Annotated in this window: 17 protein-coding genes; 8 read left to right on the plus strand and 9 right to left on the minus strand. The window is 70.9% G+C overall.

Features of this window, described 5'->3' with window-relative positions; genetic code table 11:
• The first annotated feature begins 39 nt into the window (after positions 1–39).
• Both DMP23_RS45620 and DMP23_RS45625 read left to right on the plus strand, forming a co-directional pair.
• The gene (locus DMP23_RS45620) at positions 40–1,650 is read left to right on the plus strand and encodes an amidohydrolase (protein WP_337824970.1); all 1,611 of its coding nucleotides are present in this window, start codon (positions 40–42) and stop codon (positions 1,648–1,650) included.
• Between the two features lie 57 nt (positions 1,651–1,707).
• A complete protein-coding gene (locus DMP23_RS45625; RefSeq protein ID WP_337824971.1) occupies positions 1,708–2,181 on the plus strand; it encodes a GNAT family N-acetyltransferase in 474 nt (157 codons plus the stop codon).
• A 2-nt stretch (positions 2,182–2,183) separates the two neighbouring features.
• On the opposite strand, the gene DMP23_RS45630 is transcribed toward DMP23_RS45625, so the two are convergent.
• From DMP23_RS45630 to DMP23_RS45650, 5 genes are all read right to left on the minus strand, one after another.
• Positions 2,184–2,807, minus strand: a complete 624-nt coding sequence (locus DMP23_RS45630; protein ID WP_337824972.1) for a response regulator transcription factor — start codon at positions 2,805–2,807, stop codon at positions 2,184–2,186.
• Complete coding sequence (locus tag DMP23_RS45635) at positions 2,804–4,060, minus strand: sensor histidine kinase (RefSeq protein WP_337824973.1); 1,257 nt, start codon at positions 4,058–4,060, stop codon at positions 2,804–2,806. The genes DMP23_RS45630 and DMP23_RS45635 overlap by 4 nt, the downstream gene beginning before the upstream one ends.
• Before the next feature lie 3 nt (positions 4,061–4,063).
• Positions 4,064–4,798 carry an ABC transporter permease gene (locus DMP23_RS45640; RefSeq protein ID WP_134662319.1) on the minus strand — a complete coding sequence of 245 codons (735 nt, stop codon included), beginning with the start codon at positions 4,796–4,798 and terminating at the stop codon, positions 4,064–4,066.
• A 10-nt stretch (positions 4,799–4,808) separates the two neighbouring features.
• Positions 4,809–5,711, minus strand: coding sequence for an ABC transporter ATP-binding protein (locus tag DMP23_RS45645; RefSeq protein WP_337824974.1), 903 nt, complete (start codon positions 5,709–5,711; stop codon positions 4,809–4,811).
• A gap of 105 nt (positions 5,712–5,816) precedes the next feature.
• Positions 5,817–6,893 (minus strand): cation diffusion facilitator family transporter, encoded by a 1,077-nt coding sequence (locus tag DMP23_RS45650; RefSeq protein WP_337825137.1) that lies wholly within the window; start codon positions 6,891–6,893, stop codon positions 5,817–5,819.
• A gap of 305 nt (positions 6,894–7,198) precedes the next feature.
• On the opposite strand from DMP23_RS45650, the gene DMP23_RS45655 reads away from it, so the two are divergent.
• Positions 7,199–7,570 carry a metalloregulator ArsR/SmtB family transcription factor gene (locus DMP23_RS45655; protein WP_043839706.1) on the plus strand — a complete coding sequence of 124 codons (372 nt, stop codon included), beginning with the start codon at positions 7,199–7,201 and terminating at the stop codon, positions 7,568–7,570.
• 5 nt (positions 7,571–7,575) lie between these two features.
• Here the strand turns inward: DMP23_RS45655 and DMP23_RS45660 are convergent, their stop codons facing one another.
• Positions 7,576–7,950, minus strand: coding sequence for a DUF2267 domain-containing protein (locus tag DMP23_RS45660; RefSeq protein WP_337824975.1), 375 nt, complete (start codon positions 7,948–7,950; stop codon positions 7,576–7,578).
• Positions 7,951–8,022: 72 nt separating this feature from the next.
• Between DMP23_RS45660 and DMP23_RS45665 the strand changes: the two genes are divergently transcribed.
• The 3 genes from DMP23_RS45665 to DMP23_RS45675 all read left to right on the plus strand — a co-directional run bounded on the left by DMP23_RS45665 (position 8,023) and on the right by DMP23_RS45675 (position 9,256).
• Positions 8,023–8,379, plus strand: coding sequence for a hypothetical protein (locus tag DMP23_RS45665; protein ID WP_275292827.1), 357 nt, complete (start codon positions 8,023–8,025; stop codon positions 8,377–8,379).
• A gap of 61 nt (positions 8,380–8,440) precedes the next feature.
• Positions 8,441–8,812 (plus strand): hypothetical protein, encoded by a 372-nt coding sequence (locus DMP23_RS45670; RefSeq protein WP_337824976.1) that lies wholly within the window; start codon positions 8,441–8,443, stop codon positions 8,810–8,812.
• A 33-nt stretch (positions 8,813–8,845) separates the two neighbouring features.
• The gene (locus DMP23_RS45675) at positions 8,846–9,256 is read left to right on the plus strand and encodes a DUF4383 domain-containing protein (protein ID WP_337824977.1); all 411 of its coding nucleotides are present in this window, start codon (positions 8,846–8,848) and stop codon (positions 9,254–9,256) included.
• Here DMP23_RS45675 and DMP23_RS45680 read toward each other — a convergent pair.
• Genes DMP23_RS45680 through DMP23_RS45690 form a run of 3 tightly spaced genes read right to left on the minus strand, consistent with a single transcriptional unit; the run spans position 9,253 to position 12,557 of the window.
• On the minus strand, positions 9,253–10,077 hold the full coding sequence (locus tag DMP23_RS45680; protein WP_337824978.1) for an SDR family oxidoreductase: 825 nt from the start codon (positions 10,075–10,077) through the stop codon (positions 9,253–9,255). The genes DMP23_RS45675 and DMP23_RS45680 overlap by 4 nt on opposite strands.
• Positions 10,078–10,098: 21 nt before the next feature.
• Positions 10,099–11,100 (minus strand): glycosyltransferase family 9 protein, encoded by a 1,002-nt coding sequence (locus tag DMP23_RS45685; RefSeq protein WP_337824979.1) that lies wholly within the window; start codon positions 11,098–11,100, stop codon positions 10,099–10,101.
• A complete protein-coding gene (locus DMP23_RS45690; protein WP_337824980.1) occupies positions 11,097–12,557 on the minus strand; it encodes an HAD-IIIA family hydrolase in 1,461 nt (486 codons plus the stop codon). The genes DMP23_RS45685 and DMP23_RS45690 overlap by 4 nt, the downstream gene beginning before the upstream one ends.
• A 96-nt stretch (positions 12,558–12,653) precedes the next feature.
• On the opposite strand from DMP23_RS45690, the gene DMP23_RS45695 reads away from it, so the two are divergent.
• Together DMP23_RS45695 and DMP23_RS45700 are read left to right on the plus strand one after the other, a co-directional pair.
• Positions 12,654–14,024: an aldehyde dehydrogenase family protein gene (locus DMP23_RS45695; protein ID WP_337824981.1), complete on the plus strand. Its 1,371-nt coding sequence runs from the start codon at positions 12,654–12,656 to the stop codon at positions 14,022–14,024.
• Positions 14,021–15,097: an FUSC family protein gene (locus DMP23_RS45700; RefSeq protein WP_337824982.1), complete on the plus strand. Its 1,077-nt coding sequence runs from the start codon at positions 14,021–14,023 to the stop codon at positions 15,095–15,097. Before DMP23_RS45695 ends, DMP23_RS45700 begins: the two co-directional genes overlap by 4 nt.
• Positions 15,098–15,159: the final 62 nt, after the last annotated feature.

The following is a 15,159-nucleotide window of genomic DNA, read 5'->3' on the forward strand; positions in this document are numbered from 1 at the left end:
GATGCCGCGCGGTCAGCCGTCGACCCTGGAGGGAACCTCGTGTCCGCACCGGAATCCGTGCAGATCGTCACCGCCCGGCGCATCGTGACCATGACCGGCGCCGAACCGCCTGCCTTCGCGATGCGCGGCGAACGGATCGTCGCGCACGGCGCCGTCGCCGACCTGCGCGGCGAGTTCCCGGGCGCGCAGCTGCACGATTTCGGCGACGCCACCGTCATCCCCGGCTTCAACGACGCCCACCAGCACCCGACCGTCGTCGCCGCGCAGTCCCTGCAGGTCGACCTGTCGCCGTCCCGGATCAGCTCGACCGCCGACCTCACCGCGGCCCTGCGCGAACAAGCCGCCGCGACGCCGCCCGGCGAATGGGTCATCGGCTGCGGCTACGACTCTTTCCGCAGCAACGGCGGCCGCGAACTCACCCGCGCCGAGCTGGACGAGGCCTGCCCGGACCACCCGGTGCTGGTCGTGCACGTGACGCTGCACGCCGGCGTCGTCAACTCCCCCGGCCTCGCCCTCGCCGGCCTCACCGACTCGAGCGAACCCCCGCCCGGCGGTCACCTCGGCCGCGACGCCGCCGGCCGCCTCGACGGTGTCATCCACGACCAAGCCCTCTACGACCTGGCGTTTCCCGCTTTCACCCCGCGCCCCACGATCGTGCAGGACCCGTCCACCGAGGTCCTGGCCGCCGCCTTCACCCGGCACGCCGCCGCGCTGCACGCCGCGGGCATCACCTCGGTCGGCGATGCGCTGGTCGGCCGCACCGAATGGCAGGTCCTGCGCCACCTGGCCGACCAGGACCAGCTCACCCTGCGGGTCAACGCGCTGGCCGCCTACGACCACTTCGACTACTTCCGCGCCCTCCCCGACCCCCCGCTCACCCCGGAAACCCGGCTGCGCCTCGGCGGTGTCAAGACCTTCGCCGACGGTGCTGTCAACGGCGGAACCTGCCTGGTCGAACAGCCCATCGAAGGCACCGACAGCTACGGATTGGAGCGCGTCAGCGCCGCCGAACTGGCCGACACCGTGCGCCACGTGCACGACGCCGGTTGGCGAGTCTGCGTACACGCCAACGGCGACCGCGCGATCCGCCGAGTCCTCGACGCCGTGGACCAGGCCCAAGCCGCAAACCCGCGCGAGGATCCGCGGCACCGCATCGAACACTGTTCCATCATTGACGACGAGATCCTGAAGCGCATGCGCGACCACGGCATGGTCGCGGTGCCGTTCGCGAACTACGCCGCCGCGCACGGGGACAAACTGACCAAGTACTACGGGGCGGAGCGCGTCGAGCGCATGTTCGCCCACCGCTCGATGCTCGACGCCGGCGTCGCCGTGGCCGGTTCGTCCGACCATCCGTGCGGGCCGTTCCCGCCGCTGTACGCATTGCGCAGTTGCGTCACGCGGCTGGCCCCGAACGGCGAGGTGTTCGGGCCTTCGCAGCGGATCAGCGTGGAAGCCGCGCTCGGGATTTACACGACCGGGTCGGCTTACGCGTCCGGCGAGGAGGCGACCAAGGGACAGCTCGCGCCCGGGTTCCTGGCCGATTTCGCGGTGCTGGCCGAGGATCCGTTCGCGGCCGACCCGGAGGCCTTGGACCGGGTGCAGGTACGGGAAACGTGGGTCGGCGGGGAGCGGGTCTGGTCGGCTTGATTTATCGCCGGAAATTCGATATTTGCAAGATTAATCGAACCGGTTAGCGTTTTCTTCATGAACGCTGTCGTCGTCCGCGCCACGCCCGAATCCGTGCCGCAGCTCGTCGCCTCGGCAACCGGCCTGTTCGCCGAGGACGGCGGGCGGCGGGATCCGTACCTGGATGTCGCCTGGCCGCGCCGCGAAGGCGCCGCCTACTTCGCGGACCTAGTGCGCCGCGACGATTCCCTTTGCCTGCTGGCATTCTCCGCCGCAGGCTCCGCGATCGGCCACCTGATCGGCCGGATCCGCCGCCCCGACCCGCTCCGGCCGGACGCGGTGGTCGGCGTGCTGGAGAGCCTGCGCGTCGACCCCGCACATCGCGAAACCGGTGTCGCCACCGCATTGACGGAAGAATTCTTCGCGTGGGCCAGGAAATCCGGCGCGAATCAAGCCAGCGTCACCGCCTATGCGACGAACGAATCCGCCATCGGCTTCTACCGCGGCCGCGGATTCGCCCCGTTCGAACTCACCTTGCACGCGCCGATCTAGCCTTACAGCGTCAAATACCCTTGTGCGAACCCCGCAGCCACCGCCGCCGCGCGGTCGTTCACGCCGAGTTTCGCGTAGACGTGCAGCAGGTGCGTCTTCACCGTCGCCTGGCTGATGAACAACTGCTCGGCCGCCCGGCGGTTCGTCGCGCCCTTCGCGATCAGCTGCAAGACCTCAATCTCGCGGTCCGACAACAGATCCGGCACCGGTTGCCGCAGCTGCCCCATCAAGCGCGTCGCGACCGTCGGCGACAGCACCGCCTGACCCTGCGCCGCGGCCTCGACCGCGCGGAAAAGCTCCTCCCGGGGCGCTTCCTTCAGCAGATAGCCGGTGGCTCCCGCTTCGATCGCAGGGAGGACGTCGCCGTCGGTGTCGTACGTCGTCAGCACCAGGATTCGTGCGGAGACACCGCGCTTCGCCAATTCCTTGATCGCGGTGACACCGTCGGTTCCCGGCATTCGCAGGTCCATCAGGATCACGTCCGGGCGAAGCTGCTCACCGGCGGCGATCGCGGTGGCTCCGTCCGCGGCCTCGCCGACGACCTCGAACCGCGAGTCGGCGCCGAACATACCGCGCAGGCCGTCGCGCACCACCGGGTAATCGTCGACGATCAGCAGCGAAATCACCGCGCACCTCCAGCCGGAATGGCGGGCACGGTCGCCGAGATCGCCGTGCCGCGGCCGGGTTCCGATTCGATGTCCAGGCGTCCCGCGAGGCGCTGGACCCGCTGCCGCATTCCGGACAGGCCGAAGCCGCCGTTCGTGGAACCGTTGGCGCGCTTGGCATTCGGCTCGAAGCCGACGCCGTCGTCGCGGACGTCGAGGGTGACCAGGTCCGGCATGTACGACAGGGTCAGGCCGACCCGCTTCGCCCGCGCGTGCTTCGCGACGTTCGCCAGTGCTTCCTGAGCTGTCCGCAGCAAAGCCACTTCGACGTCGGTGTGCATGGGGCGGGCGTCGCCGGTGGTGGTGAGCACGGCGTCGACGCTGGTGGCCGCCGACCAGTTCCTGGTCACCTCGCCGATCGCCTCCGGGAGCCGGGCTTCGGCGAGCACCGACGGTTCGACGGAGTGCACCGTCCGGCGTGCCTCGACCAGGCTTTCCCGGGCCAGGTTCGTCGCGTTCGCCACGTGGCGGCCCAGCGCTTCCGGTTCGGCGGCAGTTTGTTCGGCGGCTTGCAGCTGCGTCAGGATTCCGGCCAGGCCCTGGGCGAGGGTGTCGTGGATTTCCCGCGCCATCCGCTGCCGTTCGTCCAGGACTCCGGCCTCGCGAGCCTGGACCAGCAATCGCGCGTGCAGTCCGGCGTTCTCGGCCAAGGCTGCTTCCAGTTTCCGGTTTGCCTCGTGCAGCTCTGCAAGCGCCTGTTTCTGCAACTCGTTCCGCTGGTAGGCCATGTCCACGAAATAAAACACCGCTCCCGCCAGCGCGATCGAAAGCACGCTGACGCCCAGCCACACCCACCAGAGATTTTCCGCGCCGATCTTGGCGATTCCGCCCAAGAAGGCCATTGCCGAGACCACCGCGGTGACCGCGGCGCCGGCGTATCGCCAGCGTCCGGTCAGATACTGGAATGCTTGCGGGTAGCCGACAAAGGCGAACAGCCCGTACCACGGCGCGAGAGCTGCCAAGCCCGCCGTGATCGCCAGCAGGCCCGCGTAATATCCCGCTCGCAATGCGGGTGGATGGAGAGTGTGGAACCACAGCAGCCACAGGGCGGCAGCGGCGGAAAGACCCAGTACCGCCGGAAGATCCACGGGCAACTGTAGAAAAGTAATGCTCACGCTCACCGCGAGAAGGACGTACGGCAGCACGGTGAAGGTCGCCGTCTGTGCGCGTTCCCAGCGGTCGAACTCTTCGCGCAGCTCCCCCTCGATGCCCACCAGTCACTCCCAGCGGAAATAGCGCGCGGCCAAGCCCCCGGCCACGACAAGCCACCCTAGCATGACGCCGAGGTGCAGCAGCTGCGGCAAATTCCCGGAAGCCGTGTCCTGCAACGCTTGTACGCCCGCGCCGAGCGGCGTCAGGTCGCTGATCGTCCGCAGCACGTCGTTCATGTCGGCGCGCGGCAGCCAGAGTCCGGCGAAGAACACGAGCGGGAAGAACACCAGGGAACCGACCGCGCTGGCGCTTTTCGCGGACCGGGCGAGCGCCGCGACCAGCAATCCGATCGCGAACAGCGCCAGTGCCAGCAGGGCGAAACTGAGCAGGTACCCGGGCAGCTGCCGAGGGAGGTCGATACCGAAGGCCAGCCATCCAGTTAAGAGGATGACCAGCGTGGATGCCGCCGACAGCACCACAGCCATCAGCAGTTGCGCACCGAGCAGGACAGTCGGTTTCACCGGGGTGAGCCGCATCCGCCGCAGCACGCCCTTCTCGCGATAGGAGGCGAACAGCTGGGACAGGCCGCTGAGCGAGAACAGCGCGACCCCCATCGCGACGACGATCGGCAGGTACCGGCTGATCATCCGGACTCCGTCCGGTCCGGGGTCGCGCAACGCCGGGATCAGGCCGAGAACGCCGAACAGGACCGGCGAGAACGCGAGCGCGAAGAACACGACGATCGGCTCGCGGAAGAACAGTTTCGTTTCGGTGGCGGCGAGCCGGGACAAGGCGGGCACCGGGGTCTCCTCAGGATTCGATGGAACGGCCGGTGAGCGCGACGAACGCGTCGTCCAGCGTGGTCTGGTCCATGCGCAGGCCGGCGATCTGGTGGCGGGCCAGCGCGGACGTCACCGCGAGCAGCAGGTTTCCCCGTCCGGTGACGATGACCTGGCTGCCGGCGCGCTCGACGCCGGTGACTTCCGGCAGCCTGGTGAGCACGGCGTCGTCGAACGGTGCGGCAGCGCGAAACCGGAGCCGCTGCTGGTCGTCGACGCGTGCCACCAGCCCGGCTGGACTGTCGACCGCGACGACCTGACCAGCGTCGATGACCGCCAGCCGGTCGCACAGCCGCTCGGCCTCCTCCATGAAGTGCGTGACCAGCAGGATCGTCACGCCACGCGCGCGGATGCCTTCGACCAGACCCCAGACGTCGCGGCGGGCCTGCGGATCGAGGCCGGTGGTGAGTTCGTCCAGGACCGCGACCTTCGGATTGCCGAGCAGCGCGAGCGCGATCGACAGCCGTTGTTTCTGGCCACCGGACAAGCGGCGGAACTGGGTGCCGAGTTTGGTCTCGAGGGTGAGGATTCCGGCGAGTTCCCGCCAGTCGGCCGGGTCGCGGTAGAACGAACTGTAGAGCTGGAGCGCCTCGCCGACCTTCAGTTTGTCCGGCAGTTCGCTTTCCTGGAGCTGCCCGCCGAGGACCTGGCGCAGTTCGACGTCGTCGCGCTGCGGGTCGAGGCCGCAGACCCGGATCGTCCCGCCGTCCGGCCTGCGCAGCCCTTCGACGCACTCGACGGTCGTGGTCTTGCCCGCGCCGTTCGGGCCGAGAATGCCGAAAATCTCGCCCGGTTCGACGGCGAAACCGACGCCGTCGACCACGGTCTGCCCGCCGTACCGCTTGACGAGGCTTTCCACCTCGATGATTGCCATGCGTCCACCGTGCCGGGTGGCACCGGTACGGCGAATCGACTGCGCGGCCAGACTTTCCGGCCGGTCCCGGCGGAGCGGCGGATCAGCCGATCGGTCGATGCGCGATCAGCCGAGGTGCACGGACTCCGCCCCGATCGCCGGTTCGACGTGCACCGCCGCGGCAGTCAGGCGGGGCACCGCGGCGATCAGGCGGTGTTCCAGGCTGTGCGCCAGTTCGTGGGCCTGCTCGACGGTGAGGGTGTTGCCGACCTGGACGGCGAGTTCGGCGCGCAGGCTGTGGCCGATCCAGCGCATCCGGACCTCCCGCACGCCCTCCACTCCGGGCACCGCCGCGGCTGTTTCTTCGGCCAGTTCGACGGTCGCCGGGTCGACGGCGTCCATCAGCCGCCGGAAGACTTCCTTGGCCGCGTCGCGCAGGACGAACAGGATCGCGACGGTGATCAGCAACCCGATCACCGGGTCGGCCGCCGGGAAACCGAGGGCCACTCCGACCGCGCCCAGCACCACGGCCAGCGAGGTAAAGCCGTCGGTGCGGGCGTGCAGGCCGTCGGCGACCAAGGCGGCGGAGCCGATTTCGCGGCCGACGGTGATGCGGTACCGGGCGACGAGCTCGTTCCCGGCGAAGCCCACCACTCCGGCGGCGGCGAGCACCCAGAGCTGCTGCACGGGATGCGGGTGCAGGAGCCGGTCGATCGCTTCGTAGGCGGCCAGCGCGGCGGATCCGGCGATGATCAGCACCACGACGACTCCGGCGAGGTCTTCCGCGCGGCCGAGGCCGTAGGTGTAGCGGCGGGTCGCGGCGCGGCGGCCCAGTGCGAAGGCGATGCCCAGCGGCAGGGCGGTGAGGGCGTCGGCGAAGTTGTGGATGGTGTCGCCCAGGAGGGCTACCGAACCGGTGACCGCGACCAGGGCCAGCTGGATGACGGCGGTGCCGAACAGGGCGGCGAACGACCAGATCAGCGCCCGGATGCCGCGCTGGCTGGTTTCGAGGGCGGTGTCGAGGCGGTCGGCGCTGTCGTGGCTGTGCGGGGTGAGGAGGTGTTTGACGCGGTGCCGCCAGGTCGCGGGCTCGTGATGACCATGCCCGTGGCCGTGGCCATGCGCAGGCGAGTGGCCGTGGCCGTGCGCGTGCGCGGGCTCGGGCTCGGGCTCGTGACCAGGGCCGTCGCCGTGGCCGTGCACAGGCGAGTGGCCGTGCTCGTGGCCATGCGCGGGCTCGTGACCGTGCGCGGGCTCGTGACCAGGGCCGGAAACGCCATGGCCATGCGCGGGGTCGTGCCCATGCCCGTGACCAGGGCTGTCCTGGCGGGATTCCGGCTCGTGCGCGTAGCCGCCGCCCGCCGCAGTCTCGGAACCGTGTCCCAGCTCTGCCATCGCCCGCTCCCGGATGCTCCGCAATGTCCCACGACCGGGCGAACGCCCTGGCCCACTGTCAGCATACCTGCGCAGATGCGCAGGTAACCGAGAAGGAACGGTAGCATCGGGGCATGCACTCCTCCCTGCCGGACTTCGACATGCCCTCCGACGAGCAGGTCCACCTGGCCGCGGAAAGCTTCCGCCTGCTCTCCGACCCGACGCGGATCAAGGTGCTGTGGGCGCTGCTGCAGGGGGAATCGTCGGTGGCCTGCCTCGCCGAACTGGCCGGGGCCGCGCCGACCGCGGTCAGCCAGCATCTGGCCAAGCTGCGGCTCGCGGGGCTGGTGAAGGGCCGCCGCGAGGGAACGTTCGTGTACTACTCCGCCGCGGACGAGCACGTGCGCGGGTTGCTGGCGCAGGCGCTGCACCACGCCGACCACGTGGACCGCGACATCCCCGGCAGCGACGCCCAGCCGCACCGGCCCCGGATGCGCAACGCCTGAGCCAGTCACGCGGCCTGAGCGCCGACCAAATGCCGCAACGGTTCCGGCAGCACGTCCCAGACCTCGTCCGCCACCTGCACCGTCTCGCGACCCAGCACGTCCAGCACCACGCCGGCCCGGTGCACGGCCTCCGGATCCGTCAGGTCCGCCCGGCGCGCGATCCGTCCGACGAAGTCCTCCAGCTCGTAGCGTTCCCCGGAGCCGCCGCCCGGGCGCAGGTCGTCGGCCAGTCCGGGCGGCAGTTGCACGGCCAGGCTCGCCGCCGCTTCCGGCGAGATCCGCTCGGACAGCGTCCGCAGCACGGCGTGCGCGACCTGTTCGGCGTCGCGGGACTCCGCGAGGCAGGCCCGCCTCCGGATGAGTTCGACGATCTCGTTCATCGTTCCCGGATACCCGGGGCAGCCGCCCGCAATCGTCCGGTTAGCGGCGCGACCACCGGGTATCAGCGGTCCATGGACCATTCAGCGACGTCTCCCGCACCGGCCGAGCAGGCGCAGACCGCGCTGCGCCGGCTCCGTCGCGAAGCCGGTGCCGGCGGCTACGAATCCCCCGCGGAGCTGTACCGCACGCTCGGCCTGCTGAGCCTGCTCGCCGACGACCTCTCCGAACTCCTCCCCGACCTGGGCGGCCAGCTCGAGGAATCCTTGCTCGCCGGGCGCGTGCGGCACCATTCGGACGACGCGCAAGAAGCCTGCGACGCGGTCGCCTCGGCGGCGCACAGCATTGCGGTCGCCCGCTTCACCGCGCTCCTGGTCGGGCAGGAAATCCAGAAAGCACAGACCGCGATCCGCGATCTCGCCGCCGCCTGACGCCGTTTTGCCCCGTTCCGCGCGGGTACCCGGTGGGAAAGCGCCGCAGCGAGAAGGGAGCATGATGCCCGACAGCGATCCGGCCGAGCCCGAAACGCTCGACCAGTCCGAGTCCCTCGACGAGGACGAACTGCGGGTCGACCCGCTGGAGGCCGGGGTCGAACCGCCGGAGCGCTGGAGCCCGGCGACCCGGCAGGCCACGACGCCCGCCGAAGCGCGCGAAGGCGAACCGCTCGGGAACCGGCTCGCCGAAGAACGCCCGGACGTCCAGCCGGTGCCGAACCCGCCCGACGACGAGACGCTCGCCCGTGCGGAAGCGGCCAGGGCCGTGGCCCCGGACGAGGACCTCCCGCAGCGCCGTGCGGATCCGGATCCGGCCGAACAGGCGGACGAGGCAGGCGGTTCCGTCGCGAAGTCGCTCCGCGAGGAGTGACCGGGCGCGACCGGCCGCGGAAAGGAGTCCCCCATGCCGACGGTCACCACCCGTTCCTGGGCGCGGCCGGTCGTCGCCGTGCTCGGGCTGGTATACCTGGTCCTCGGCATCGCCGGGTTCTTCGTACCGGAAACCGCGCACGCCGGGCACGACACCACGCGCGTGGTCTGGCTGTTCAGTTCCAGCACGGTGCTGAACATCGTCCACACCGCACTCGGTTTGCTCGGAATTTTGGCCGCACGCAAGCTTTCCGGAGCCGTCGCGTACTGCTGGGTGCTGTTCGTGGCGTTCACCGGGCTCACCGCGTACGGGATACTGGCGACGGCCTTCAGCACCGCACGCGACGACCCGGTGAATCTCAACTGGGCGGACAACTGGCTGCACGGGCTGACCGCGCTCGTCGCCTTGGCCGTCGCGCTCAGCGGCAGCCGCGAACGGGCTTAGGGGCGCCGCCAGCTGTGGTCCGGGAACGCCGTTCCGGCCTGCGCGCCCATGCGCATCAGCCCGCCGTCGACCACCAATGAAGCGCCCGTGATGTACCCCGCCGCGGGGGTGGCCAGGAAAGCCACCGCCGCGGCGACTTCGCGGGCGTGCCCGGGGCGGCCCAAGGGAATTCCCGGACGCTCCTGATCGCGCGGGTCGACGTCGGTCTGTCCGGTCATCGGGGTGGAGATTTCGCCGGGGGCAACGGAATTGACCGTGATCCTGTACTCGGCGAGTTCGAGCGCGAGCACCTGGGTCAGCGCGCCCGCACCGGCTTTCGCCGCGCAATACGGTGCGGCGCCGACGCGGGGCACGTGCTCGTGGACGCTGGTGATCGTGATGATCCGGCCGCCGCGCCCGGCGTCGATCATGTGCCGCGCGGAGCGTTGCGAGCACACGAAAACGCCGTGCAGGTCGACGTCCACGACGCCGCGCCAGGTGTCGAAATCCATGTCCATCGCGAGTTCGCTGCTGCCGGTCCCGGAGCAGTTGACCAGCACGTCGACACCGCCGAGTTCGTCAGCGAGGTCGTCGACGGCGCTCGCCGCGGTCGGCAGGTCGGTGAGGTCGAGCTGCCGCACGTGCGCGGCGACGCCCTGCTCCCGCGCCTCGGCGGCGGTCTCCTGTGCCCCGGTTTCGTCGGTGTGCCAGGTGATTCCGACGTCCACTCCCCCGCCGGCGAGCGCGACGGCCACCGCCCGGCCGATGCCGGAATCCGCGCCGGTCACGACCGCCGTGCGCGGTCCGTCGGCCTCCTCGGGCAACGGTGCTGGTGCCACCATGTTCTCTCCTTTCCTCGCGGTTCAAGCGGTTACCCGGCGACTCGGCCGCTTGGCCAATTCCTCCACCGCGGCCACGACTTCCGCCGGGTCGATGCCGTCCAGGCACGGGTGCCCGGCGACCGGGCAGATGCGGGCGCGGCTTCCCCGGCACGGCGCGTGCTGGTCGCCGAGCAACGCCGCCGGGACCCCGAACGGAGCCCAGCGCGCGGCGGGAACTACCGGCGCGAACAGCGACACCACCGGGGTTCCGACCGCCGCCGCCAGATGCGCCGGGCCGGTGTTCGGTGCGACGACAGCCTCGGCTCCGGCGAGTACTGCGGCCAGTTCGAGCAGAGTCGTGCGACCGCTCAGGTCGACGTCGGCGGTCATTCCCTCCGGCTTTGCGCCAGTGACGACAACGCGATGTCCCGCTTCGGCGAGCGCGTCCACGATCCGTCCACTATGGACTGGAGAAGGGCTGCGCGCCGGGACCGAGGCCGTCGGGTGCACCACGACGTAGTCGCCGATCCCGGTCAGCGCCGAAACATCCGGCAGCGGACCGCGGATCGCGAGCCGTCCGTCGTCGCCAGGAGGCAGCGAGCACCCGGCGGCTTGGGCGAGCGACAGCATCCGCAGCGCTTCCGGCGGATCGCCCGGTACGCGGTGGCGCAGGTCGAGGAGGCTGCCCGGGTAGTCGTCGCAGATCGCGCCGATCCACGGCACCCCGGCCAGGCGGAGCACCAGCGCGAGCGGCAACGGCGACTGGTGGAACGAGGTGAGCACGAACGCCGCGTCGAAACCGGTCAACTGTTCGGCGAGGGCGTCGACGGACGGGCGGGTCAGCGGCGGCGGTTCGGGGTCGATCCACGGCGCGCGGAAGACCTGCACCTCGTCGACGCCGGGCAGCAGTTCCCCGGCCGCGGCACCGTGCAGTCCGGCGAGCAGCGTGACGTGCTCGGCCTGCGCGGCGATCGCCCGGATCGCCGGACCGGCCAGCAGGACGTCGCCGAGATTGTCCTGCCGGGCCACCAAAACGCGCTTCACGCGAGGACCCCGGCTTGCCGCAGCGCGTCCGCGAGATCTCGCGCCACCAGCGCTTCTTGCCGGGCGCGGTCGATCTCGGCGGGCAGGGTGCGGGCGGTCGGAACGAGCACGGCGCGCGCTCCGGCGGCGAGCCCGGCTTCGACGTCCGCGCCGGTGTCGCCGATGACGACGCACCGCGCCGGGTCGACCGACAGTTCCTTCGCCGCACGCCGGACGAGTTCCGGGGACGGTTTGCGGCAGCCACAACCGTCGTCGGCGTCGTGCGGGCAGACCTGCCAAGTGCCGAACTCGCCGAACAACTCGTCCACGCGGGCGTTCACCGCGGTCAGCTGAACCGGTTCGATCAGTCCTTTCGCGACTCCGGCCTGATTGCTCACCACGCCGACCCGGACGCCTTTCCGCCGGAGTTCCCGAACGAGGCTCACCGCGCCGTCGACCGGCCGGACCTGCTCCGGATCGGAGAGATACGGGACGTCGTGGATCAACGTGTCGTCGCGGTCGAACAGCACTGCCTGCGGCGAAAGTGAACGGCGGGCGGCGATTTCGCCGCGCAGCCGGTGATAGCAGGCGGCGGGCGGGATGAGCACGCTCGTCACGAGCATGCGCGCGATCTCGCCGGGCGTGGCTGGCCCGGAACGGATGCGTTGTGCGGCAAACGCACCGGTCAGCCCGGCCCAGGCCGTCAGGGCTAGGCGGCGCTTTCGGGGCGCGAGCGCGGCGACGGCGGTGGCGACGGTCAGCGCGTGCCGTCCCAGCATTCCGCTGCCGGCACCGGTTCGCTGCCGCCACAGGACGCCGTGTTTGTACCGCATTCTGGCGTTGTCCGCGTTGCCTCGCTGGGCTTTCACGCTGGCGAAGAATCCCGAACGGCGCGCTGGATGGGTCGTGACGCGTTCGCCGCGCTCGATGCGGTGTCCCTTGAGCACGACGCGCAGGGCCAGGTCGGAGTCTTCCCGGAACGCACGCAGGAACCGCTCGTCGAAACCGCCGGCCTCGATCAGCGCCGACCGGCGGTAAGCCATGTCCGCGGTGATCCAGCGCGCCGTTTCCAGCCCGGCGGTGCCGCGTTCGTCGTCGGTGGGTTTCCGGTCGTCCGGCAGCGGCACCACGATCCTGGCCTGCGACGCGGCGGTTTCCGGCGGCAGCCGGGCGAGGTCGGCGGCCAGTTGGGCGGGCCAGTCTGCGGCGAGGACCACGTCGTCGTCCACGAAGGCGATCCAGTCCGACTTCGCCGCGCGCCAGCCGGCGTTCCGCGCGGCAGCCGGGCCGCGGCCGTGCGAACGCAGCACCCGGACGCCCTCGGGCACCTCCAGATCGGTCCCTTGTGGACGGTCGTCGACCACGATCACCTCGGCCGGGCCGGGGCCTCCGGCGGCGCCGAGCGTGTCCAGCAGGGTCCGCAGCGCGGGGCGGCCGGTCGTCGGGATCACCACGGCGCAGTCCGGGAAAGTGTTCACCCGCGGCGGTTTACCCCGCCTCCGCGCAGGCAAACGGAACGTATGACAGCGCGTGCGCCGGGGTACCCGCAGCGCGACCGACTTTCAGGAGGTGCGATGACCACGCTCGACGACCGGGCCGCCACGCTCGCGATCACCGACCCGGCCGACGGGAGCCCGGTCGGCGCGGTCCCGATGGCCAGCCCGGACGAACTCGACGCCGCGCTCGGCCTCGCGCACCGGGCGCAGCCGGGCTGGGACCGGACCCCGGCCGCCGAGCGCGGCGCTGCCCTGCGTGCCGCCGCCGAACGGCTGCGCGCGCACGCCGACGACCTCGCCGAGCTCAACCGGCGCGAAACCGGCCGTCCGCTCGAGGAAGCCAAGGAGGGGGTGCTCGCCGGGGCGGGCACCCTCGACCAGTACGCCGAGCTGGGTCCGGTGCATCGCGGCCGCAGCCTGCTCGGAGACTTCGCTGCCACCGATCTGATGGTGCCGGAACCGCGCGGCGTGGTGGTCGCGCTGACCCCGTGGAACGACCCGGTCGCCGTGTCGTGCGGGCTCATCGGGGCGGCCGTGGTCACCGGGAACACTGTGGTGCACAAGCCGAGCGAACGGTGTCCGCACACCGGAGCGCTGTTCGGCGAGGTCCTTGCCGGGGTCTTCCCCGAAGGCGTGCTGCAGACCGCCCACGGCGACGGCCGGATCGGCGCGGTGCTGGCCGCGCGCAGCGATGTGGACGTTCTCGCGCACGTCGGCAGCACCGCCACCGGCCGGTCGATCGCGGCGAGCGCGGCCGCGACCGGGGCGAAAGCGCTGCTGGAGAACGGCGGCAACGATCCGCTCGTGGTGGACGAGGACGTCGACCCGCAGTGGGCCGCCGAGCAGGCCGCGCTCGGCGCGTTCGCGAATTCCGGGCAGATTTGCGTTGCGGTGGAACGGATTTACGTGCATCGTGCGATAGCCGAGAAGTTCACCGAAGCGCTCGTCGAGATCGCCCGCGGGCGGACGCTCGCCCCGCTGGTGGACACCCGGCACCGCGATCACGTGCATTCTCACGTCGAGAACGCCGTATCGCTGGGCGCCGAAATCCGCACCGGCGGCCAGGTCCCGGCCGGACCGGGCGCGCATTACCCGGCAACCGTGCTCACCGCGTGCACCAGCCAGATGCGGGTGCTGCGGGAGGAAACCTTCGGCCCGGTCGCGCCGGTGTGCGTGGTGGATTCCTTCGAACACGGGCTGGCCGAGGCCGCGAACGACGATTACGGGCTGGCCGCGACCGTGCTCACCGCGTCGATGGAACACGCGCAGCACGCGTGGCGGGAACTGGCTGTCGGAACGGTCAAGATCAACGCCGTTTTCGGCGGTGCTCCCGGCGGTGCGGCCCATCCGCGTCGCGGCAGCGGTTCCGGCTATGGCTACGGGCCCGAACTGCTTGACGAGATGACGCAGACGAAGCTCGTCCACCTGGGCGCGCCCGTACGCGCGTGACGCCCAAACTCGACCGCACGCCGCTGGGCTGGGCGGCCCGGGCGATCCGCGTGCCCGGCAGTGAGCGGCGTACCGCGTTGCAGGCCGCCAAGGCGACCGTCGCCGCGGTGGCTGCCTGGCTGCTGGCCACGGAGGTGATCGGCCTTTCGCAGCCGTTCCTCGCGCCGTACGCGGCGATTTTCCTGGTGGAAGCGACCGTTTACCGGAGCCTGCTCGGCTGGGCACAGCAAGTCGGCTCGGTGACGCTCGGGGTGCTGCTCGCCGCCGGGGTCGCGCAAGTGGTGCCACAACAGACGGTGACGCTGGCTATCGTCGTCTTCGTCGGATTGCTGGTGGGTTCGTGGCGGCGGTTCGGCGCGTCCGGTGTGTGGGTCGGGGTGACGGGGATGCTGCTGGTCACCTACGGGACCGCGCGAAGCTCGGAACTGCTCGGCGACCGGTTGCTGGAGACCGCCCTCGGTGCCGCGATCGGGCTGGTGGTGAACGTGGTGATTTTCCCGCCGCTGTACGGGGAACGCGTCGCCGCGGCCGCTGACCGGCTCGCTTCCGCGCTCGCCGGTCTGCTGGAAGACACCGCCGAACTGGTGCGGGCCGACGAGCTGCCGGAGGACTTGGACAACTGGCTCGGCCAAGTCAGCGACGTACGCAGTCTGGCGCGGGCGGCCGAGGACGCGTCCGGGCTCACCCGGGAAGGCCGGTTCCTCAACCTGCGCAAGCGAAGCCGGCATTCCGGAACGCAGCACGAGGCGTCGCTGCGGACGCTGGGTGCGTTGTGGCCGCCGGTGGAGCAGTTGGTCGAAGCGGTGCGCACGACGGCGGAGGGGCGGGAGCCGTTCGTCTATCCGTGGCCGAAAGCCCGCGACGCGCTCGCCGATTTGCTGCTCGAACTCGCCGCTGCGGTGCGGGATACCGCGGTCCCCGGGCGCAAGACCGATCTGGAACGCTGCCGGTCGCTGGTCTGCCAAGTCGAGGACCGCCTGGTCTCCTCGGACGACGGGGTGACAGCGACGCTCGGGCTCGGCGCGATGGCACTGCCGGTCCGCCGGTTGTTGCGGCAGCTCGACCAGCATTGATTGGCTCGGCCCGATGACCTCCCCGACGGGAACCGTTCGTCTATCCGTGGCCGAAAGCCCGC

It is taken from the genome of Amycolatopsis sp. A1MSW2902, assembly GCF_017312175.1.
GTDB classification, from domain to species: domain Bacteria; phylum Actinomycetota; class Actinomycetes; order Mycobacteriales; family Pseudonocardiaceae; genus Amycolatopsis; species Amycolatopsis nivea.

Excerpts from the sequence above, each read along its gene's own strand:
- DMP23_RS45625 (WP_337824971.1), top strand. The coding sequence starts at position 1,708 with ATGAACGCTGTCGTCGTCCGCGCCACGCCCGAATCCGTGCCGCAGCTC.
- DMP23_RS45645 (WP_337824974.1), bottom strand. The coding sequence starts at position 5,711 with ATGGCAATCATCGAGGTGGAAAGCCTCGTCAAGCGGTACGGCGGGCAG.
- DMP23_RS45655 (WP_043839706.1), top strand. The coding sequence starts at position 7,199 with ATGCACTCCTCCCTGCCGGACTTCGACATGCCCTCCGACGAGCAGGTC.
- DMP23_RS45660 (WP_337824975.1), bottom strand. The coding sequence starts at position 7,950 with ATGAACGAGATCGTCGAACTCATCCGGAGGCGGGCCTGCCTCGCGGAG.
- DMP23_RS45665 (WP_275292827.1), top strand. The coding sequence starts at position 8,023 with ATGGACCATTCAGCGACGTCTCCCGCACCGGCCGAGCAGGCGCAGACC.
- DMP23_RS45670 (WP_337824976.1), top strand. The coding sequence starts at position 8,441 with ATGATGCCCGACAGCGATCCGGCCGAGCCCGAAACGCTCGACCAGTCC.
- DMP23_RS45675 (WP_337824977.1), top strand. The coding sequence starts at position 8,846 with ATGCCGACGGTCACCACCCGTTCCTGGGCGCGGCCGGTCGTCGCCGTG.
- DMP23_RS45680 (WP_337824978.1), bottom strand. The coding sequence starts at position 10,077 with ATGGTGGCACCAGCACCGTTGCCCGAGGAGGCCGACGGACCGCGCACG.
- DMP23_RS45695 (WP_337824981.1), top strand. The coding sequence starts at position 12,654 with ATGACCACGCTCGACGACCGGGCCGCCACGCTCGCGATCACCGACCCG.